Here is a 19,802-nt window from a genome sequence, read left to right as displayed (position 1 = left end):
ACCCCGCCGCATCGACCGTTGCCGGCGGGGTGTCCTGTTGACGGTATTCCGTAATGCGCACTAGTGTGCGGAGCGTGGATACGACGCAGCTCCTCAAGGGTGTCCTCGACCTCGCGGTGCTCGCCGTGCTCAAGGACGAGGACGGGTACGGCTACGACATCCTGCGCCGGCTGCGCGAGGCGGGCCTGACCGAGGTCGGCGACGCCTCGGTCTACGGCACGCTGCGTCGGCTCTTCGCGGCCGGCCTGCTGACCACGTACGTGGTGCCGAGCGAGTCCGGACCGCACCGCAAGTACTACTCGTTGAACGCCTCGGGGCGGGACCAGCTCACCCGCTCCGGCAAGACCTGGCGCTCGTTCGCCACCACCATGGACGCACTGCTCGACGATCGGGGGATGGCGGCATGACCGTCACTGGGCAGGAGATCACGGACTACGTCGACCGGGTGCGGGCCGCGCTCGCCGACCTGCCGCCGGCTCGGCGGGACGAGTTGACCGAGGACCTTGCGGAGCACCTGGCCGAGGTCGCCGCCGAGGGCGAGGGCGCCCTGGTCGACCGGCTGGGCCCGCCGGAGGCGTACGCGGCGGAGCTGCGGACCGCGGCGGGCGCGGAGCCGGGCGGGCGGCCGGTCCGCCTGCGCCGGCTGTCCGCCGCGCGCGACAACGCGGTCACCCAGCTGCGCCTGCTCGACCGCCAGCTCGGCCCGGTGCTCGGTCACGAGACGGTGAGCGACTTCCTGCGCCCGCTACGCCCGGCCTGGTGGTTGGTACGCGGCTGGCTGGCCGCCCTGCTCGTGGCCGCGATGACGGACGGGCAGGTCGGCCTGGTGCCGCGGCTCGGCACCAACACCTCCGCCGGGTTGCTGGTGCTCATCGGCGCGGTCGTCGCGTCGGTGTGGTGGGGCCACCGTTCCGCCGGCCTCACCGGGTGGCCGCGACGGCTGCACCACCTGGGCACCGCCGCGCTGCTGTTGTTCTCGGTCGCCGTGCTCGCCGAGGTGGACCAGCGCGCCGGCGGCGGCAGCCCCGCCGACTACGAGCAGGTGGCGGTGGATCGCCGGTACGACCGGATCGAGGACGTCTTCGTCTACGACCAGCAGGGACGCCTGATCCGCGACGCGCAGCTCTTCGACCAGAACGGCGTGCCGATCCGGCTCGGCTGGCCGAACTGCCTGGACTCGTCCGGCGCCGTGCCGGCGCCGCGCAACGCCTACCCGTACTGCCCGGAACTGGCACCGTTCGGGCCGCCGGAAGCGCCGTCACCCGCCCCGCCCGCGCCGACCGAGAGCGCCACGCCCGCGCCGACGCCGACGCGCTGAGTCCGGCCGCGCCGGTCGGTCCGGTCCCGGCACCCACGATCCACGCCTGTCGAGCTGAGTCGCTGACGACATCAGCTCGACAGGCGTCTCGACGCACGCACGCCGCCGCGGAAGTTGCTCCCGCCCGGCGGGTCGACAGGAGGTGAATGCCACTGTTCTTCCGTCTTCCCCGGGCCGGTGACCGCGTGGCACGCTACCGGCACGTAACACCCAACTGTGCGACCAGCCAACGATGACTGACCGCTAGGAGGACGGGCCCATGGGCGAGATGGTGAGCTTCACCGGCAACGGGGGGACGAGCGAGGGGTATCTCGCGATACCCTCCGGCGGTGTGGCGAGCCCGGCGGTCATCGTCATCCAGGACTGGTGGGGCCTGGTGCCCCACGTGCGGGCCGTGGTCGACCGCTTCGCCGACGCCGGTTTCGTCGCCCTCGCGCCCGACTTCCGGCACGGCGGCCCGGCCAGCAAGCCGACCGAGCCGCGGCAGATGCTGAACAGCACCCAGATGGACGAGGCGGCGAGCGACATCGCGGCCGCCGCCGAATACCTGGCGAGCCGGCCCGAGGTCGCCGGCAAGGTGGGCTGCGCCGGCTTCTGCGCGGGCGCCAGCCTGGCCCTGTGGTCCGGCACCTTCTCCGAGCGCATCGTCGCCACCGCCGGCTTCTACCCCCGCCTGCCCTGGGAGGGCATGGCCACCGACTGGGCCGGCTACGCGGGGAAGGCCTCCCTCATCCACTGCTCCGAGGCCGACGGCCTCTCCGCCGCCGACGGGGTGCAGAGCGTACGCCGGTCCATCGAGGCCGCCGGGGGGACCTGCCAGACGTTCGACTACCCGGGCACCGCGCACGCGTTCTTCAACGAGGACCGGCCGGAGCACTTCGACCAGCGGGCCGCCGCCACCGCCTGGGCCCGCACCCTGGAACTGTTCCGGGCGAAGCTTGGCTGAGTCGCGTACCCCCGGCGAGGTGGTCGCCCGCGCCGCGCGGGCGACCGACCTGACCGACCTCGACGGCGCGGTCAGCGACTGCTTCGCCTGCCCCCGCCTGGTGACGTGGCGGGAGGAGGTGGCCCGGGTCAAGCGGGCCGCGTTCCGCGACCAGGACTACTGGGGACGGCCGGTGCCCGGCTTCGGCCCACCGGACGCGCGCATCGCGATCCTCGGCCTGGCGCCGGCCGCGCACGGCGGCAACCGCACCGGGCGGATCTTCACCGGGGACCGGTCGGGGGACGTGCTCTTCGCCGCGCTGCACCGGGCCGGGCTGGCCAACCAACCGACCAGTGTGTCCGCCGACGACGGCCTCGCGCTCCGCGACACCCGCATCTTCGCCGCCGTGCGGTGCGCCCCACCGGACAACAAGCCCACCCCGGCCGAGCGGGACACGTGCGCGCCGTGGCTGCACCGGGAGGTCGAACTGGTACGCCCCACCGTGCGCGTGGTGGTCGCGCTGGGCGCGTTCGCCTGGGCCGCGTGGTGGCCGGTGCTGCGGCACGTGTACGGGCAGCGCCCGCCCACACCGCGCCCGGCGTTCGGCCATGGGGCACACTGGTCCGGCGAGTCGGTGCCGACGTTGCTCGGCTGCTATCACGTCAGCCAGCAGAACACGTTCACCGGCCGGCTCACGCCGGCGATGCTCGACGACGTGTTCACCCGGGCGAAGCACCTGGCCGGGGTGGACTGAGGAACACCTGAGGCGGTGGGATGGACTTCGGCGTACTGCGCCGGTGGTGGCCGGTCGCGGCGGTGACGGCGCTGCTCGCGGTCGCCGCGCTCGCCGCCGGGCACTCGGCCATCGGCGCCAGCCGGATCCCGCCCGCCGCCGACACCATCCCGTACGTGCCGGAGTACCCCTCGGAGACGCCCTCGTTCCCGGTCGAGCCCCGGCAGGCCGGCGAGCAGACCTCCGGCGGGATACCGGACTGGCTGGTCACCGTCGCCATGGCGCTGCTCGCCGCGGTCGTGCTGGCCGTCGTCGGATACGTGCTCTGGACGGTCGTCGGCGGCGCGCTGCGGCGGACCACCCGCGCGGTGCCCGCGCAACGGGCCCGGCGCACCGCCGCGGGCACCGCCCGCGAGGTGATGGCGGCCCTGGACGCCGGACTGGTCGAACTGGACGACCGGTCGACCGACCCGCGCACCGCGGTGATCGCCTGCTGGGTCCGCCTGGAGGAAGCGGCCGAGGAGGCCGGCGTGCCGCGGCACACCGGGGACACCCCCACCGACCTGGTCGGTCGGCTGCTGCGCGGTGACCCGGCGGCGGGCATCCCGGCCATCGCCAGCGCCGACGTGCTGGACGGTTTCGCGCACGTCTACCGGGAGGCCCGCTATGCCACCCACCCGGTCGACGAGCGCACCCGGGACCAGGCCCGGGCCGCGTTGCGCCGCCTGCGCGGCGAGCTGACCAGCGTGGTGGCCGGGGAGGTCCCGGCATGAGCACCAGCATCGACGACCTGCTCGCGTTCGGCGACGAACCCGCCGGGGAGGCCGAGCGACCCTCGGGCGGCCGGGCGCGCTGGCTGCTGCGGACCGCCGCAGTGACCGCCGCCGTCGTGGCGGTGGTCATGGTCGCGTTGAGCGCCGTCGGCCTGCGGGTGCCGATCTGGATCATCGTCGCGGGGGTGCTCGCCGTGCTCGCCGTACGCCGGGTCACCGCCGCGCTCTCACCCCCGCCCCCGCCCCGCGCCGGCGTCCGGACCCCCGTCGGGGAGGAACCGGGCACCTGGAACTGGTCCTCGCGGGACGCGTTGCGTACCGCGATCAACGGGTGGGAGCGTCCGTTGGACTGGTGCGGCGGCAACCGCGAGCGGTTCACCGAGCGGGTGCTGCCCCGCCTGGGCGAGCTGGCCGACGAGCGGCTGCGCCAGCGGCACGGGGTGACCCGCGAGTCCGACCCGGCGCGGGCCCGCGCGCTGCTGGGCGAGCAGCTCTGGACGTTCCTCGGCACCCCCGCCCGCCGCCCACCGTCGCCGCGCGACCTCGCGGCGATCGTCGCCGAACTGGAGAAGATCTGATGAACGACGTCGACCGGAGCATGCCCCCCGCCGAGGTGGGCCGGCTCGCCCGGGCCGTCCTGGACGCGGTCGGCACCGTCGTGGTGGGCAAGCGTGAGGCGCTGGAACTGGTCCTGGCCGGCATCCTCGCCGGCGGTCACGTGCTGCTGGAGGACCTGCCCGGCCTGGGCAAGACGCTCACCGCGCGGTCCTTCGCACAGGCGCTCGGGTTGGACTTCCGCCGGCTCCAGTTCACTCCGGACCTGCTGCCCGCCGACGTCACCGGCTCCTTCCTCTACGACCAGCGCACCGGCGACTTCTCCTTCCGCGCCGGGCCCGTCTTCACCAACCTGCTGCTCGCCGACGAGATCAACCGGACGCCGCCGAAGACCCAGTCGGCGCTGCTGGAGGCGATGCAGGAGAAGCAGGTGTCGGTGGAGGGCGTGACCTACCGGCTGGACGAGCCGTTCCACGTGCTGGCCACCGCCAACCCGATCGAGTACGAGGGCACCTACCCGCTGCCCGAGGCGCAGCTCGACCGGTTCCTGCTGCGGGTCTCGTTCGGCTACCCGAACCACGACGAGGAGTGGGAGGTGCTGCGCCGGCGGGTCGCCCGCCGCCGCGAGGAGGCCGAGATCACCCCGGTGGTGGACGCCGGCACGCTGCGCGCCATGCAGGCCGCGCTGGAGGACGTGGTCGTCGAGGACTCGGTCGGCCGCTACATCGTGGCGCTCACCTCGGCCACCCGGGACCACCCGTCGGTGCTGGTCGGCGCGTCCCCGCGCGGCTCGCTGGCGCTGCTGCTGCTGTCCCGGGTGCGGGCGGTGCTGGCGAACCGGGACTACGTGGTGCCGGAGGACGTCAAGGCGGTGGCGGCGCCCGCGCTGGCGCACCGGATCACGCTGCGGCCGGAGATGTGGCTGCGCCGGGTCGACCCGTCCTTCGTGGTCGGTGAGGTACTGGAGTCGACGCCGGCCCCGGCCAGCGGCGCGCTGCCCAGCTACGCCGCCGGGCGCTGATGGACGCCCGGGCCGAGCCGGCGAGCGGTTGGGCGCCCACCTGGGCGCTCGGCCGGGCCGTGCTGCTCACCGGCGTCCTGCTCGTCACCGGTGTGCTGCTCGGCCGGATCGACCTGGTGGTGCTGGCCACGCCGTTCGCGCTGGGCACCGCGTACGCGCTGCGCCGCCGCCCGGCCGCGCAGCCGGAGCTGGAGCTGGGCGTCGGGGACACCCACCTGGTCGAGGGCGGGCCGATGGCCGCCACCGTGGCGGTGAGCAATCCGGACTCGGTCGGCTACGACATCGCTGTGGTGCGCACCCGGATGTCCCGGTGGCTGCGGGTGGAGCAGGTCGGCTTCGGCGGCTCCGGGCTGGACGTGCGCGGGGCCGGCGGCGCGGACCGCCCGTTCGTCACCTCGGTGCCCCGGGGCACCGCGGTCGACCTGGAGCTGACCGGCACCGCGCTGCGCTGGGGTCGGCACCCGATCGGTCCGGCCGGGGCCCGGGTCGCCGCCGCCGACGGGCTGCTGGTGTCCCGGGCGGTGATCACCGACCCGATCCGGGCCCGGGTCTACCCGCGGACCGAGCCGTTCGACGCGGTCGAGGCGATGCCCCGGGCCGCCGGGCTGGTCGGCGGGCACCGGTCGCGGCGCCCGGGGGAGGGCGGCGAGTTGGCCGGCGTACGGGTCTTCGCGCCCGGTGACCGGCTGCGCCGGGTCGACTGGCGGGTGTCCCTGCGCGCCCGTCAGCTGCACGTCGCGGCCACCCTCTCCGACCGGGACGCCGAAGTGGTGGTGCTGCTGGACGTGCTGGCCGAGGCGGGCCGTTCCGGCGGGGTGGGCGGCGCGGCCTCGGTGCTCGACACCACGGTCCGGGCCGCCGCCGCGATCGCCGAGCACTACCTGCACCGGGGCGACCGGGTGGCGCTGCTGGAGTACGGCCCGACGGCCCGGCGGCTGCGCCCGGCGACCGGTCGGCGGCAGTACCTGACCGCGCTGGAGTGGCTGCTCGACGTGCACGCCGAGTCCTCCCCGCACGAGCCGTACGACCAGATCTTCGGCCCGCAGGTGCTCTCCTCGGACGCGCTGGTGGTGGTGCTCACACCGCTGCTCGACGAGCGGTCGGCCCAGATGCTCGCCCGGCTGGCCCGGGGCGGGCGGTTCGTGGTGGCGGTGGACACGCTGCCGACCGAACTGCCGGTGCCCAAGGAGCGTGGGTGGGCCGAGGTGGCGTACCGGCTGTGGCGGCTGGACCGGGACACGATGATCGGCCAGCTCCGCGAGCACGGGGTGCCGGTGGTGCGGTGGGCCGGCGCCGGCAGCCTGGACGAGGTACTGCGGGACGTGGCCCGGCTGGCCACCGCACCGAGGGCGGGTTTCTCATGACCGACGCGCTGATCGAGCGGGTCCGGGCGGTGCGGTACGCCGCCGCCCGGGTCAGCCCGCTGCCGCTGCTGGTGCGCGGCGGCATCTTCCTCGTCGTGCTGGCCGGCTTCCTGCTCGCGTACCCGGTGCAGGCCCTGACCCCGCGGTCGCTGCTGGCGCTGACCATCGCCGCGGTGCTGCCGGCGGTCGGGCCGAGGCGGGTCTGGCCGACGTTCACCGCGCTGGTGACGGTCGCCGGCTGGCTGCTGGCCACGCTCGGCTTCGATCGGCCGCCGGCGCTGTGGCGGTTGCTGACGGTCGCCACGCTGCTCTACCTGGCGCACACCCTCTGCGCGCTCGCCGCGCTGCTGCCCTACGACGGGTTGATCGACCCGGACCTGGTGCTGCGGTGGCTGGCCCGGGCCGGCGGCGTGGTGCTGGCCAGCGCCGTGGTCGGCATCGTGCTGGCCTGGCTCGGCGGGGTCGGCGGGTCCGCGGGCTCGCAGGTGGCGACGGTGGTGGGGCTGCTGGTCGCGGTGGGGCTGAGCGCGCTGCTGGGGTGGCTGCTGCGTCGCAGATGACGGGACACCCCGGGACGTTGCGCAGGTCACACGGGTTGTGCTCCGTCACAGATGGGGGTCTCGCGCGGGATTACCGGAGCCCCCCGGGGAAAGATAGATGACGTGAATCCGAAGCGGATCCTTGTCGTGGGTGCCGGGCACGTGGGCCTGTACGCCGCTCTGCGCCTGTCCAAGAAGCTGAGCTCCCGTGAGGCCGAGGTCGTCGTCGTCGACCCCCAGCCGCACATGACGTACCAGCCGTTCCTCCCGGAGGCTTCGGCGGGCAACATCTCCCCGCGGCACGCCGTGGTGCCGTTGCGGCGGGAGTTGCGCAAGTGCACCGTGGTGGCCGGCACGGTCACCCGGATCGACCACGACCGGATGACCGCCGTGGTGCAGCCGATCAGCGGCCCGGCCCGGGAGATCCCGTACGACCACGTGGTGGTCGCCCCCGGCTCGGTGTCCCGCACCCTGCCGATCCCCGGCCTGCACGAGAACGGCATCGGGTTCAAGACCATCGGTGAGGCCATCTTCCTGCGCAACCACGTGCTGGACCGGCTCGACGTGGCGGCCGCCACGACCGACCCGGCGGTCCGCAGCCGTGCGCTGACGTTCACCTTCGTGGGCGGTGGTTACGCCGGCATCGAGGCACTCGCCGAGATGGAGGACATGGCCCGCGACGCGCTGCGCTACTACCCGGAGCTGAAGCCCGAGGAGATGCGCTGGGTGCTGGTCGAGGCCACCAACCGGGTGCTGCCCGAGGTCGACCGGGACATGGGCGCCTACACGGTGCAGCAGCTGCTGAAGCGCAACATGGACATCCGGCTGGACACCCGGCTGGAGTCGTGCGTCGACGGCGTCGTGAAGCTCTCCGACGGCGACAGCTTCCCGTCCGACACTATCGTCTGGACGGCCGGCGTGAAGCCGTCGCCGATGCTGGACGCGACCGACTTCCCGCGCGACGAGCGGCGCCGGATCACCTGCCGGCCGACGCTGCAGGTGGTGGACGGCGACCGGGTGGTCGAGGGCGCGTGGAGCGCCGGCGACTGCGCCGCGGTGCCGGACCTGACCAAGGAGCCGGGCAACTTCTGCTCGCCGAGCGCGCAGCACGCGGTGCGGCAGGCCGCCCGGATGGCCGACAACATCGCGAACGTGATCCGCGGGCGCGAGCCGGTCGACTACAAGCACAAGCACGCCGGCAGCGTGGCCAGCCTCGGCCTGCACAAGGGCGTGGCGCAGGTCTACGGCGTGAAGATGACCGGTTGGCCGGCGTGGTTCATGCACCGGACGTACCACATGTCGCGGATCCCCTCGTTCAACCGCAAGGTCCGCGTGGTGGTCGACTGGTCGCTGGCGTTCTTCCTCAAGCGTGAGGTGGTCGCGCTGGGCCAGCTGCACGACCCGCGCGAGGAGTTCGCCGAGGCGTCCGCCCCGCCGGTCGGCGCGGCACGCGTCTGATCGACAACGGAAAGGGCCCTTCCCGTACGGGAGGGGCCCTTCGCCGTGTCCGGGGTCAGAACCGCCAGGTCCACGCGTCGGCGATCCGGGTGCCGGGGCCGAAGAGCTGTTCCAGGGTGCGGCGCAGCAGTTCCGCGTGCGGCGCGTCGTCGGTCACCGCGACGCAGGACGCGCCCCAGGACTCGACGTCCCGGGCGGCCTGCCGGCGGTGCCGGTCACCGACCGCCGGCGCCACGCCGCGCCGGGCCACGTCGGCCAGCAGGGCCGAGGTGGGCCGCTGCCAGGTGCCCATGGTGGCCGTGCCGCCCTCGCCGTACGGGCCGATGAAGAAGCCCTCCGGCATGCCGAAGGCGACGTCGGTGGCGGTGGCCCAGCGCATCGGCCACGGGTCCTTCGGGGTGGCCGTGGGCACCGGCACCAGCACCCCGCCGGGGCGGACGCACTGCCGCCAGTGGCCGCCGGTGACGAACTCGGGCAGCGCCGGCCGGTCGACGGTGGGCAGGGGGGTGGGGAAGATGCTGAGCAGGGCGGCGCCGACCGCGACCGGGACCAGTCGGCGGGCGGGACCGGAGTCGTGTCGGGCCCGGTGCACGGCGAGCGTGAGCAGGGTGCCGACCAGCGGCAGCACCACCAGCGCGAAGCGCATCGGCAGCGCGCCGTCCACCACCGGCAGGCCGGCCAGCAGCGCGTAGGGGCCGGGCACGCCGGTCCGCTCCCCGCCGACCACGACCTCCGGGCCGAGCGCGAGCGCGGCCGCCACCAGCCCCGCGGCCACCACGGCGACCACCAGCGCGCGGCGGCCCAGCCAGACCGCACAGCCGATGGTGACCAGCAGCAGCGGCCAGCCCAGGAACGTGGTGAACTCGGCCGGACCGGTGGTCAGCCGGACCGCCTCCGGGCTGCCGAACACCGTCAGCGCGGAGAGCCGGGTCCAGCCGGTGAGGTCGGCGGAGAAGTAGGCCGGGGGGAACATTCCGTCCGCGACGCCCTGCGGCCCGGCGAACTGCACCCAGAGCGGGTACGCCAGCACCACCAGCGCCAGCCCGCCGGCGCAGAGCAGACCGCCGGCGAAGGTGGGCAGCGCCCGCCGGAGCAGGTCCCGGTCGGCCATCCCGTACGCCACGGCCATGACCGCCAGGGTGAGCGCGGCGAGGAAGAGCACCTCCTCGCCGACGAAGACCTGGACGGTGGCCACGACGGCCAGCCCGACCGCGGAGGAGGCCGCCCGCCGCCGGTCCGGCCCGTCCGGGCGCCCGGCCGGATCGGCGGCGCGCAGCAGCCGGACCACCAGCCAGACCAGTACCGGGACCAGCCACTGCGCGGTCATGTGCAGGTGGCCGTTGCTCTGCGAGACCATGCCCGGGCCGAAGCCGCAGACGGCCGCGCCGAGCGCGGCGGCGAGCGGGCCGGCCCGCAGCGTGCGGGTGAGCAGCAGGTGCCAGGCGAACGCGGTGCCGGCCATGTTCCCGGCGACCAGCAGGGCGAACGTGACCGGCGCGCCGAACGCCACAGTGACCGGGGCGAGCAGCACACCGAGCGCGACGACCGAGGTGTTGGCCATCAGGTTCACCCCGTCCGGCGCGTTCAACCGGTCGGTGACCAGGCTGAACTCGCCGTGCAGGGCGCGCGCGTCGAGCGCCAGGAACCACTCGTACAGGGTCTGGTCGGCCGGGTTGAGGGCGAGCATCCGGGTGCCGGGCGACGGCCACAGGCCGTGGGTGAGCCAGCCGGCGAGCGCCACGAACAGGAACCCGACGACCAGGTCCGCCCGGTGCCGCCGGACGGCGGCCCGTAGCCGGGTCGCCCGGCTCCCGCCGGCCCGCGCGGGGTGGACCGCCTGGTCACGGTCGGGCCCGGGGGCCGTGCGGGCGGCGCTGCTCACGGCGTCGACCATATCGGCCGGGCCCGCCGGGGTACGCCGGGCGGCGGCGCAGCCGCTACGGTGAGATCTGCACCCGCGCGTGTCGGCGCGCCGGTGTCACCCGCCCGGGTGGTGGAACGGCAGACACGGCCGCCTTAAAAGCGGCTGCCGCAAGGCGTGCGGGTTCGACCCCCGCCCCGGGCACGAACTCTCAGCTTTCCCACAGCTTGGCGCGATGTGCCGTGTTGTCGGCCCGTCTACCCTGGAGACGCACGTCTACGTGCGATCGACCTCTGAGGGAGGCCTGAGAAGTGAAGACCTCGAACCCGGTGCTCGCCCGGCTCGGCCAGGCGGCCGAGCGTGAGCGGGCGGCCGGGTACGCCCAGCCCGGGCCGTACGGTCAGCCCGGATACCCCCAGCAGTACCCGCCGCAGCAGCCCTACCCGGGCGGCTACGGCCAGCCGGTGGCCCCGCCCGCCGTGACCCCGATGACCCTCGACGACGTCGTCGTCAAGACGGTCCTCATGCTCGCCCTCCTCGGGGCCTCGGCCGCCGCGGCCTGGGTGCTCGTGCCGGACGCGCTGGTCGGCGTGGCCTGGATCGGCGCGGCCGTGGTCGGCCTGGTGCTCGGTCTGATCATCTCGTTCTCCCGGATGGCCAACCCGGCGCTCGTGGTGGCGTACTCGATCATCGAGGGCGTCTTCGTCGGCATGGTCAGCAAGGCCTTCGAGACGCTCTACGACGGCATCGTGCTCCAGGCCGTGGTCGCCACCTTCGGCGTCTTCTTCCTGATGGCGATGATCTACAAGGCGCGGATCATCCGGGCCACCCCGAAGTTCGCCCGGATCATGGTGGCGGTGATCGCCGGCCTGTTCGGCGTGATGCTGGTCAACCTGGTGCTGTCGCTGTTCGGCGTCAACACGCACCTGCGCGACGGCAGCCCGCTGGCCATCGGTTTCAGCCTGGTCTGCATCGTGGTGGCGTCGCTGAGCTTCGTGCTCAACTTCGCCGACATCGAGGAGGGGGTCCGGATGGGCCTCCCGCAGCGCTACGCCTGGACCGCCGCGTTCGGCATCGTGGTCGGCCTGGTGTGGCTCTACATCGAGATCCTGCGGCTGCTCAGCTACTTCCAGGGCGACGACTGACCGTCCCGCCCGTCCCGCGACGCCCGCCTGCCGCTCCCGCGGCGGCGGGCGTCGCCGTTTTCCCGTCCTCACCGGCCCACCCGGGGCAGAGTGGGATCCGGGTACGTCGGCGGGAGGAGGCCACGGTGCGCAGTGCCAACCCGGTGCTCGACCGGCTGGACGACGTCGGTCGCACCGAGCGGCAGGTGCTCGGCGTCGAGGCCGGCGACGCGATGACCGTGGCCAACGTGGTCGCCCGGACGGTGGGCCTGCTGCTGCTCACCGGGGTCACCGCGGCGGTGGCCTGGTTCGTGGTGCCGCAGGCCGCGTGGATCTCGGCGGCGCTGGCCGGCAGCGCCCTGGCCAGCCTCGCCCTGGTGCTGGTCATCTCGCTCAAGCAGATCACCAACCCGCCGCTCATCGTCGGGTACGCGGTGCTCCAGGGACTGCTGCTCGGGGTGGCGAGCCGGGCGTTCGAGCTGGTCTACCCGGGCATCGTGGCGCAGGCCGTGGTCGGCACGTTCGGCGTCTTCCTCGGCATGGCCCTGCTCTACCGGGCCCGGCTGATCCGGGCCACCCCACGGCTGGCCCGGCTGGTCATCGGCACGCTCGTCGGGATCGTGGCGCTCGGCCTGGTCAACCTGCTCGCGTACCTGTTCACCGGGCGGCAGGGGGTGGCGGTCTACAGCCTCACCGGCCGGGTGGGCTGGTTGCCGTACGTCTTCTCCGTGGTGGCGATCATCGCGGGCGCGCTCGGCTTCGTCCTCGACTTCGACCTGGTCGAACGGTCCGTCCGCAACCGGCTGCCCCGCCGCTACGCCTGGTACTGCGCGTTCGGCCTGCTGGTCGGCCTGATCTTCCTGTACTGGCAGATCCTCCGCCTGCTCAGCTACGTGCGCCGCTGACCGTAAACTGTGCGGCGATGAGCGCAGCGGAACTGGACCGGGCGGTGACCCTGCTGGTCCGACAGGTCGGGCACTGGCAGCAGCCGCGCTGGTCGGCGCCGGCCGAGGGGGGCAACGTGTCCCGGGCCGACCTGGTGCACAAGCTGGTCCAGGAGATCGCCAACCTGGCCGCCGACACCGCCGGCGAGCCGCGCCGCGACGTGCCCCGACTGCCCAGCGACCTGGCCCTGCCCGACCAACTCCGGGTGGTCGCCGCCGACCTGGCCCTGGCCGGTCCACCGGAGCCCGTGCTGGCCGACGCCGCCGCCGCGGTGACCCGCACCCGCGCCACACTCTGATCGCCGTTCCGGGTGACCCGGCGCGCTTGCCGGACGGTCGCCGGTCAGTGGGCGCACGAGTCGCGCGCGGCCGCGCGGCGTCGGGACCGCGGTCGAACCGAGTCGTTTCCGATATCAGCTCGAAAGGCACCGAGAAGCGGGAGCGCCTCCTCCCGCGCCGGCTCTGCACCGGCCCCGGTCATCCCCGCAGCCAGCGGCGGACCTTGCGCCGTCGGGCCCGGTCCCGCGCCCGGATCACCGCCGGCCGGTCGTGCCCGGCGGCCTCAGCCTGCCGGGCGTGCAGCAGGCCGTAGGTGAACGTGTTCTCGCCCTCGGCGTACGCCTGGAAGGCCTGCCGCCGCAGCACCTCCCGGGTCACCACCGAGTCCTGGTGCGTGCCGAGCAGGTCCTGGAGCGCCTTGAGCCGCTTGACCAGCCGGGCGGCCGGCTTGCCCACGGCGGGCTCGCGGACCTCGACCGCGTACCGGGCCGCCTTGTACTTCTTGCGCGCCTCGTGCAGCGCGAAGTCCCCGGCCGGCCCGGCGACGGCCGACGCCGCGTCCAGCCGGTCGTCGGCGCGGCGCAGGGCGCGGCGGATCCGACGGTCCACCCAGCGGCGGTCGACCTCGCCGGCCGGGGTCTCGACCAGCCGGTCCAGCCGGGCCAGCAGCTCGGGGTAGCGGTCGGAGTCCAGGGCCGCCCGCAGCGCGGTGCTCGACCGGGCCAGCTCGGCGGCGAACCGCTCGCCGATGCGCGCGGGGACCGGGCCGAGCACCAGCTCGTCCGGCAGCTCGTGCACCGCCGTGTCGAGCCGGGCGGCCATCACCTGCACGTCGCGTACCCGGCCCAGCTCACCGCCGAGCCAGCGCAGCTCGGCGCGGACCGCCTCGCTCTCCCGCCGGCCCCAGAGGCCGCGGAACGTGCGCAGCGTGGCCCGCAGCCGGCGGACCGCCACCCGCATGTCGTGGACCGCGTCCTCGTCGCCCTGGTACGCCGCCGCGTGGTTGCCGACCAACGCGTCCCGCTGCGCCCGGGCGTACCCGAGGACCGGCCCCGCCGCGCCCTCGGGCGCGCGGTCGTCGAAGCGGGCGAGCCGCGCGGCGACGGCGCGGTGGGACTTGCTGACCGGCACCTCGCGGGCGCCGGCCGCGCGCAACCGTTCCGCCACCGCGTCGAGCAGCCCGTCGTCGCCGTCGACCAGCTCGACCTCGATCTCGTGCCAGGTCTGCGTGGTGCCGTCCACCAGGTCCTCGGACCGGACGTCGTCCTCGGCCACCTCGGCCAGCACCCGACCGTCCGCGTCCCGCAGCCGCCGCTCCCGACGGTGGTTCACGACCCGGGCGGCCGGGGCGACCGGCCGGCCCCGGGACGCGCCCCGGATCAGCGCGACCAGCTCGGCGGGCGGCCCGGCGTCGGACTCCCCGGCCGGGAACTGGTGTTCGACGCGTGCGCCGCCGACCGCGCCCACCTTGAGGTGCCAGCCGGCGTCGTGCCCGCCGGTACGCCGTCGCAGCGCGTGCCCGCTGCGCAGCAGCCGCAGGTCGTCGGTGTCCCAGTAGACCGCGTCCAGATCCGAGACGGTGGCGTCGGACATGGTCACGACGCCACCGCACCCGGTCAGGTCGGGCAGCCGGAAACCCTCGTCGCCGGAGTACTTGCGCTCGCGTTCCACGACGGTCGCCATGCGGCCTCCCGTACCCGGCCCGCCCTCCGGCGAACCGGACTCAGCTCAGTCGTTCGAGCACCATCGCCATGCCCTGGCCGCCGCCGACGCACATGGTCTCCAGACCGATGGTCTTGTCGTGCCACTCCAGCGCGTTGAGCAGGGTGCCGGTGATCCGGGCGCCGGTCATGCCGAACGGGTGGCCGACGGCGATCGCGCCGCCCATCACGTTCAGCTTCTCCTCCGGGATGCCCAGCTGCCGGTACGAGGGGATCACCTGGGCGGCGAACGCCTCGTTGATCTCGACCAGGTCGACGTCGTCGATGGTCATGCCGGCCCGCCGGAGCGCCTGCTTCGACGCCTCGACCGGGCCCAGGCCCATGATCTCCGGGGAGAGCGCGGTGACACCGGTGGAGACGATCCGGGCCAGCGGGGTGAGCCCCAGCTCGGACGCCCGCTCCGCGCTCATGATCACCACGGCGGCGGCGCCGTCGTTCAGCGGGCAGCAGTTGCCGGCGGTGATCCGGCCGTCCGGGCGGAACACCGGCTTCAGGCCGGACACGGCCTCCAGGGTCACCCCGGGACGCGGGCCGTCGTCGGTGCCGACCACGGTGCCGTCCGGCGTGGTGACCGGGGTGATCTCCCGGGCCCAGAAGCCGTCCGCGATCGCCTTCTCCGCCAGGTTCTGGCTACGGACGCCGAACGCGTCCATGTCCTCGCGGGTCACGTCGTACACCTGGGCCAGGTTCTCCGCGGTCTGACCCATGGTGAGGTAGATGTCCGGCAGCTGGCCGGCCTCCCGCGGGTCGGTCCACACCTCGGCGCCGGCCTGGGTGCGGGCCTGCGACCGCTCGCGCGCCTCGGCGAAGCGCGGGTTCTCCCAGCCGCCGCCGACCAGCGCCTGCGCCTCCGGCGGCAGGGTGTCGGAGTTGCCCCGGGCGTACCGGGAGACCATCTCCACACCGGCGGAGACGAACACGTCGCCCTCGCCGGCCCGGATCGCGTGCATCGCCATCCGGGTGGTCTGCAGCGACGAGGCGCAGTAGCGGGTCAGCGTGGCGCCGGGCAGGCCGTCCAGGCCCAGCAGGGTGGACACCACCCGGGCCATGTTGAAGCCCTGCTCGCCGCCGGGCAGGCCGCACCCCAGGTAGAGGTCGTCGATGGTGGTGGGATCGAGCCCCGGGACCTTGTCGAGGGCGGCCTGGACGATGGTGGCGGCGAGGTCGTCCGGGCGGACCTCCCGCAGGGAACCCTTGAACGCGCGGCCGATGGGGGACCGGGCGGTGGCGACGATGACGGCGTCGCGGGGCGACTCAATCGGCATGAACCAACGTTAACCCGCGGGTAACTTGCCGTGGAAGCCGCGCGGCGGGCGGGAAATGTCACCCCGCCGGCGGGCGGCGGTGATGTCGGAACGCGACCGCCGCGGCGGCCTCGACCGCCGGGAGCAGCGCGTGCGCCCAGACCCGGTAGCCGTCGGCGGACGGGTGGAAGCCGTCGTGGCAGAGCGTTCCGGCATCGGCCCGGAACACCGGGCCGGTCTCGGTGCCCAGGTCGACCACGGTGCCGCCGGCGTCCAGCACGGCGGACGTCTGGGCGCGGGCCATCCGCCGACCGGACCAGGCGAGCACCTGGCGCAGCGGGGCGGCGACGGCGCGGACCGCGCCGAGGTCGGGACAGGTGCCCACCACGACCTCGACGTGCGCCTCCCGCAGCCGGCGCACCGCCGAGCCGAGGTAGGCCGCCGCGTCGGCCGGGCGGGCCAGCGCGGTCGCGTCGTTCGCGCCGATCAGGACCACCGCCACGTCGGGGCGCTCACCGAGCAGGGCCCGGGCCACCTGGGTGGCCAGGTCGGTGGCGCGGGACCCGGAGACCCCGACGCTGGACAGGTGCACCCGGCGGCCGGTCGGCCCCTCGGCGAGCAGGTGGGCGAGCTGACCGCCGATGGTCTCGTCGAACCGGTCGACCCCCACGCCGAGCGCCGACGAGTCGCCGAGCAGCACCAGACGCAGCGGTGGCGCGTCGGCCCGGCCGACCGTGGCGCGCAGCACCAGCCCCAGCTCGGGCTGGGCGTACTCGCGGGTGCGGGCGGCGATCGCCTGGCCGGCGAGGACCGCCGCGCCGCCGACCGTGCCGGCCAGCAGCGACAGGGCCGCGGCCCGGCCCCACCGGGCCGCCGTCTGATCCGGTCCGCTCATGCCCTCACCTCCCGGTGTCCGACGTGGCGCTCGCTCATGCCGTTCCCTCCAGCGTGGCCGAGTCGGCGGCGGTGCCGGTCGAGGGCACCGCGCCGACGCCGAAGAAGGCCCGCCGCCGCAGCTGCGCCCACCGCCCAGCGGGCCCGCGGTCGCGACCCCGCAGCTGGGCGCCGCTGACCTCGGTGCCGGCGTGCCGGGCCGCCTCGTGGGCCGCCTCCGGGAGCGACCGTACGCCTTCCGCGCCGGCGAGCGAAGGGCGGCGTTCGGGGACGGCCCCGAGCGCGGACAGCACGGTCGGCAGCAGCGCCGCCGCCGCGACCGCGTAGCCCTCGGCGGAGGGGTGGAACCGGTCCCACGCGAACATCCGGCCGGGCTCGGCGGCGAACCGTGGCCCCAACAGGTCGCCGAGGGAGACCGTCCGGCCGCCCGCCTCGACCACCGCCACCGTCTGGGCGGCGGCGAGCTGGCGGCTCCAGCGCCGGGCCAGCCACCGCAGCGGCGGCTGGATCGGCCGGATCGTGCCGAGGTCGGGGCAGGTGCCCACGACGACCTCGCAGCCGGCGGCGCGCAACGTGCGGACCGCGTCGACCAGGTAGCGCACGGCCAGCGCCGGCGGCGTGCGGTTGGTGACGTCGTTGCCGCCGACCAGCACCACGGCCACGTCCGGCTCGACCTCCAGCGCGGACTCCACCTGCGGCTTCAGCCCGGCCGACAGGGCGCCCACCACGGCGAACCGGTGCAGCCGGACCGGGCGGTGCAGTCGCCGGGACAGGCCGGTGGCCAGCAGCGAGCCGGGCGTCTCCCGGCGGCGGTGCACGCCGTAGCCGGCGGCCGACGAGTCGCCGAGGACGACCATGGTGACCGGCGGGCCGGGGAGCTTCGCGCCGTAGACGCCGTCGCAGCGGGGCGGCGGGGCCTCGGCCATCGGGATGGTGCGGCGGGCCTGCCGGGCCTGGCCGAGCAGCACCCCGCCGGTGGCGGCCGTGGCCGCCACCGTGGCGCCCGTGCCGATCGCCGCGAGGCGGGCGATCTGCCGGGCGCGCTGCCAGCGGACCGGCGCGACGGAACCAGCGTCCCCCATGAGCCGACAGTATCGCGCCGGTACGACCCCCGCTTCCCGTGATCGGGAGGCTGGGCGGGTGCCCGTCTGGGTACTCCGGGGAAAGCGGACGCGGGCTTGCCCCGGGGCCGCACCCTGGTCGGACGGAGAGGGGCGGAGACATGGGGAAGACGTTGAAGCGGAGCGCCGCGTTCGCCGCGCTGGCCCGGGCACTGGCGGCGGGCGCGCGCGGCGGGCCGTCACTGGGCGCCCGGCTGGCGGCGCTGCCGCGGATGATCCGGGCGACCGCCCGGGGCGAGTACGACGGCGGTGTCCGTCTGGCCCTGATGGCCGGCGCGGCGGCGTACGTGGTCTCCCCGATCGACCTGCTGCCGGAGATCCCGCTGGCGATCTTCGGGCTGGCCGACGACGCGGTGATGGTCACCTGGCTGGCCGGCAGCGTGCTCGCCGAGACCGAACGGTTCCTGGAGTGGGAGGCACGTCGCAGCTCCGTCGTCCCCGGGCACGTGGTGCCCTGACGGCACGTACGCTGGGCGGCGAACTGACGGCTGACCGGCCGCCCCACGACGGCGGCGCAACGAAGGGCACAACGAGGTGCAGTACTACGACAACGTCGTCGAGCTGATCGGCAACACCCCGCTGGTACGCCTGCGCAACGTCACCGAGGGCATCCAGGCGACCGTGCTGGCGAAGGTGGAATACGTCAACCCGGGCGGATCGGTCAAGGACCGGATCGCGCTGCGCATGGTCGAGGACGCCGAGAAGGCCGGCATCCTCGGGCCCGGCGGCACGATCGTGGAGCCGACCAGCGGCAACACCGGTGTCGGGCTGGCCCTGGTGGCCCAGCTCCGGGGCTACCGGTGCGTGTTCGTCTGCCCGGACAAGGTCAGCCAGGACAAGCAGGACGTGCTGCGGGCGTACGGCGCCGAGGTGGTGGTCTGCCCGACCGCCGTCGCGCCGGAGGACCCGCGCTCCTACTACAACGTCTCCGACCGGCTGGCCCGGGAGATCCCCGGCGCGTGGAAGCCCAACCAGTACAGCAACCCGGCCAACCCGCGCTCGCACTACGAGACCACCGGGCCGGAGCTGTGGCGGCAGACCGAGGGGAAGATCACCCACTTCGTGGCCGGTGTCGGCACCGGCGGCACGATCTCGGGCATCGGCCGCTACCTGAAGGAGGCGTCCGAGGGGCGGGTCCGGGTGATCGGCGCGGACCCGGAGGGCTCGGTCTACTCCGGCGGCACCGGCCGGCCCTACCTGGTCGAGGGCGTCGGCGAGGACTTCTGGCCGGAGACGTACGACCGCTCGATCGCGGACGAGATCGTCGAGGTGTCGGACAAGGAGTCCTTCGAGATGACCCGCCGGCTGGCCCGCGAGGAGGGGCTGCTGGTCGGCGGCTCCTGCGGCATGGCCGTGGTGGGCGCGCTGGAGGTGGCCCGCAAGGCCGGCCCGGACGACGTGGTCGTGGTGCTGCTGCCGGACGGCGGCCGGGGCTACCTGTCCAAGATCTTCAACGACGGGTGGATGGCCCGGTACGGCTTCCTGGACGACTCGGGCACCGAGCCGACCGTGGCCGACGCGCTCGCCGGCAAGCCGGGCGGCCTGCCCGAGCTGGTGCACGTCCACCCGACCGAGACGGTCCGCGACGCCATCGACTACATGCGCGAATACGGTGTCTCCCAGCTCCCGGTGCTCAAGGCCGAGCCGCCGGTGGTGACCGGCGAGGTAGCCGGTTCGATCGCCGAGCGGGACCTGCTCGACGCGCTCTTCACCGGCCAGGCCCACCTGCACGACACGATCGAGCGGCACATGGGCGAGCCGCTGCCGATGATCGGCGGCGGGCAGCCGGTCAGCGAGGCGGTGGGGCTGCTGGAGAAGGCCGACGCGGCGCTGGTGCTGGTCGACGGCAAGCCGAAGGGCGTGCTCACCCGGCAGGACCTGCTCGCCCACCTCGGCGCCCGCTGAGCTGTAAGGAAGGGCCCCTTCTT

The 19,802-nt window shown here is 74.6% G+C and carries 19 protein-coding genes, 1 tRNA gene and 1 pseudogene; 16 read left to right on the top strand and 5 right to left on the bottom strand.

The window, feature by feature from the left end:
* Positions 1 to 74: 74 nt before the first annotated feature.
* The 10 genes from CO540_RS15100 (at position 75) to CO540_RS15055 (ending at position 8,686) form a co-directional block, all read left to right on the top strand.
* The gene (locus CO540_RS15100) at positions 75 to 407 is read left to right on the top strand and encodes a PadR family transcriptional regulator (protein WP_091581984.1); all 333 of its coding nucleotides are present in this window, start codon (positions 75 to 77) and stop codon (positions 405 to 407) included.
* Positions 404 to 1,318 (top strand): hypothetical protein, encoded by a 915-nt coding sequence (locus tag CO540_RS15095; RefSeq protein WP_098743673.1) that lies wholly within the window; start codon positions 404 to 406, stop codon positions 1,316 to 1,318. Before CO540_RS15100 ends, CO540_RS15095 begins: the two co-directional genes overlap by 4 nt.
* A 259-nt stretch (positions 1,319 to 1,577) precedes the next feature.
* The gene (locus tag CO540_RS15090; RefSeq protein ID WP_099162544.1) at positions 1,578 to 2,264 is read left to right on the top strand and encodes a dienelactone hydrolase family protein; all 687 of its coding nucleotides are present in this window, start codon (positions 1,578 to 1,580) and stop codon (positions 2,262 to 2,264) included.
* A 19-nt stretch (positions 2,265 to 2,283) separates the two neighbouring features.
* Complete coding sequence (locus CO540_RS15085; protein WP_099162543.1) at positions 2,284 to 2,997, top strand: uracil-DNA glycosylase; 714 nt, start codon at positions 2,284 to 2,286, stop codon at positions 2,995 to 2,997.
* A 20-nt stretch (positions 2,998 to 3,017) separates the two neighbouring features.
* The gene (locus CO540_RS15080) at positions 3,018 to 3,749 is read left to right on the top strand and encodes a DUF4129 domain-containing protein (RefSeq protein ID WP_098743670.1); all 732 of its coding nucleotides are present in this window, start codon (positions 3,018 to 3,020) and stop codon (positions 3,747 to 3,749) included.
* Positions 3,746 to 4,327, top strand: a complete 582-nt coding sequence (locus CO540_RS15075) for a hypothetical protein (RefSeq protein ID WP_099162542.1) — start codon at positions 3,746 to 3,748, stop codon at positions 4,325 to 4,327. Before CO540_RS15080 ends, CO540_RS15075 begins: the two co-directional genes overlap by 4 nt.
* Complete coding sequence (locus tag CO540_RS15070) at positions 4,327 to 5,325, top strand: MoxR family ATPase (protein WP_091581964.1); 999 nt, start codon at positions 4,327 to 4,329, stop codon at positions 5,323 to 5,325. Before CO540_RS15075 ends, CO540_RS15070 begins: the two co-directional genes overlap by 1 nt.
* Positions 5,325 to 6,689, top strand: a complete 1,365-nt coding sequence (locus CO540_RS15065) for a DUF58 domain-containing protein (protein ID WP_099162541.1) — start codon at positions 5,325 to 5,327, stop codon at positions 6,687 to 6,689. The genes CO540_RS15070 and CO540_RS15065 overlap by 1 nt, the downstream gene beginning before the upstream one ends.
* Complete coding sequence (locus tag CO540_RS15060; RefSeq protein ID WP_099162540.1) at positions 6,686 to 7,249, top strand: hypothetical protein; 564 nt, start codon at positions 6,686 to 6,688, stop codon at positions 7,247 to 7,249. The genes CO540_RS15065 and CO540_RS15060 overlap by 4 nt, the downstream gene beginning before the upstream one ends.
* Before the next feature lie 102 nt (positions 7,250 to 7,351).
* Positions 7,352 to 8,686: an NAD(P)/FAD-dependent oxidoreductase gene (locus tag CO540_RS15055; RefSeq protein ID WP_099162539.1), complete on the top strand. Its 1,335-nt coding sequence runs from the start codon at positions 7,352 to 7,354 to the stop codon at positions 8,684 to 8,686.
* Positions 8,687 to 8,741: 55 nt separating this feature from the next.
* Here CO540_RS15055 and CO540_RS15050 read toward each other — a convergent pair whose 3' ends face one another.
* The gene (locus tag CO540_RS15050; protein ID WP_099162538.1) at positions 8,742 to 10,580 is read right to left on the bottom strand and encodes a hypothetical protein; all 1,839 of its coding nucleotides are present in this window, start codon (positions 10,578 to 10,580) and stop codon (positions 8,742 to 8,744) included.
* A gap of 90 nt (positions 10,581 to 10,670) precedes the next feature.
* On the opposite strand from CO540_RS15050, the gene CO540_RS15045 reads away from it, so the two are divergent.
* The 4 genes from CO540_RS15045 to CO540_RS15030 all read left to right on the top strand — a co-directional run bounded on the left by CO540_RS15045 (position 10,671) and on the right by CO540_RS15030 (position 12,914).
* Positions 10,671 to 10,751: transfer RNA gene (locus CO540_RS15045), tRNA-Leu, on the top strand.
* Between the two features lie 107 nt (positions 10,752 to 10,858).
* A complete protein-coding gene (locus CO540_RS15040) occupies positions 10,859 to 11,692 on the top strand; it encodes a Bax inhibitor-1/YccA family protein (protein WP_091581944.1) in 834 nt (277 codons plus the stop codon).
* 125 nt (positions 11,693 to 11,817) lie between these two features.
* Positions 11,818 to 12,576: a Bax inhibitor-1/YccA family protein gene (locus tag CO540_RS15035; protein WP_099162537.1), complete on the top strand. Its 759-nt coding sequence runs from the start codon at positions 11,818 to 11,820 to the stop codon at positions 12,574 to 12,576.
* A 17-nt stretch (positions 12,577 to 12,593) separates the two neighbouring features.
* Positions 12,594 to 12,914, top strand: a complete 321-nt coding sequence (locus CO540_RS15030; protein ID WP_091581936.1) for a hypothetical protein — start codon at positions 12,594 to 12,596, stop codon at positions 12,912 to 12,914.
* A 178-nt stretch (positions 12,915 to 13,092) separates the two neighbouring features.
* Here CO540_RS15030 and CO540_RS15025 read toward each other — a convergent pair whose 3' ends face one another.
* The 4 genes and pseudogenes from CO540_RS15025 to CO540_RS15010 form a co-directional block, all read right to left on the bottom strand.
* Positions 13,093 to 14,577 carry a CYTH and CHAD domain-containing protein gene (locus tag CO540_RS15025; protein ID WP_099162536.1) on the bottom strand — a complete coding sequence of 495 codons (1,485 nt, stop codon included), beginning with the start codon at positions 14,575 to 14,577 and terminating at the stop codon, positions 13,093 to 13,095.
* Positions 14,578 to 14,617: 40 nt separating this feature from the next.
* Complete coding sequence (locus CO540_RS15020; RefSeq protein ID WP_099162535.1) at positions 14,618 to 15,880, bottom strand: acetyl-CoA C-acetyltransferase; 1,263 nt, start codon at positions 15,878 to 15,880, stop codon at positions 14,618 to 14,620.
* A gap of 58 nt (positions 15,881 to 15,938) precedes the next feature.
* Positions 15,939 to 16,754 carry an SGNH/GDSL hydrolase family protein gene (locus tag CO540_RS15015; protein WP_099162534.1) on the bottom strand — a complete coding sequence of 272 codons (816 nt, stop codon included), beginning with the start codon at positions 16,752 to 16,754 and terminating at the stop codon, positions 15,939 to 15,941.
* Positions 16,751 to 17,835: pseudogene (locus CO540_RS15010) on the bottom strand (SGNH/GDSL hydrolase family protein). The gene CO540_RS15015 and the pseudogene CO540_RS15010 overlap by 4 nt, the downstream one beginning before the upstream one ends.
* Positions 17,836 to 17,975: 140 nt before the next feature.
* On the opposite strand from CO540_RS15010, the gene CO540_RS15005 reads away from it, so the two are divergent.
* Both CO540_RS15005 and CO540_RS15000 read left to right on the top strand, forming a co-directional pair.
* Positions 17,976 to 18,332: a YkvA family protein gene (locus CO540_RS15005; protein WP_099162532.1), complete on the top strand. Its 357-nt coding sequence runs from the start codon at positions 17,976 to 17,978 to the stop codon at positions 18,330 to 18,332.
* Positions 18,333 to 18,408: 76 nt separating this feature from the next.
* On the top strand, positions 18,409 to 19,779 hold the full coding sequence (locus tag CO540_RS15000) for a cystathionine beta-synthase (protein ID WP_091581914.1): 1,371 nt from the start codon (positions 18,409 to 18,411) through the stop codon (positions 19,777 to 19,779).
* Positions 19,780 to 19,802 lie beyond the last annotated feature (23 nt).

Source organism: Micromonospora sp. WMMA2032 (assembly GCF_002688545.1).
Lineage (GTDB): Bacteria > Actinomycetota > Actinomycetes > Mycobacteriales > Micromonosporaceae > Micromonospora > Micromonospora sediminicola.
Note: the sequence above shows the minus strand (reverse complement) of the source record. Positions and strands in the feature narration are given on the sequence as shown.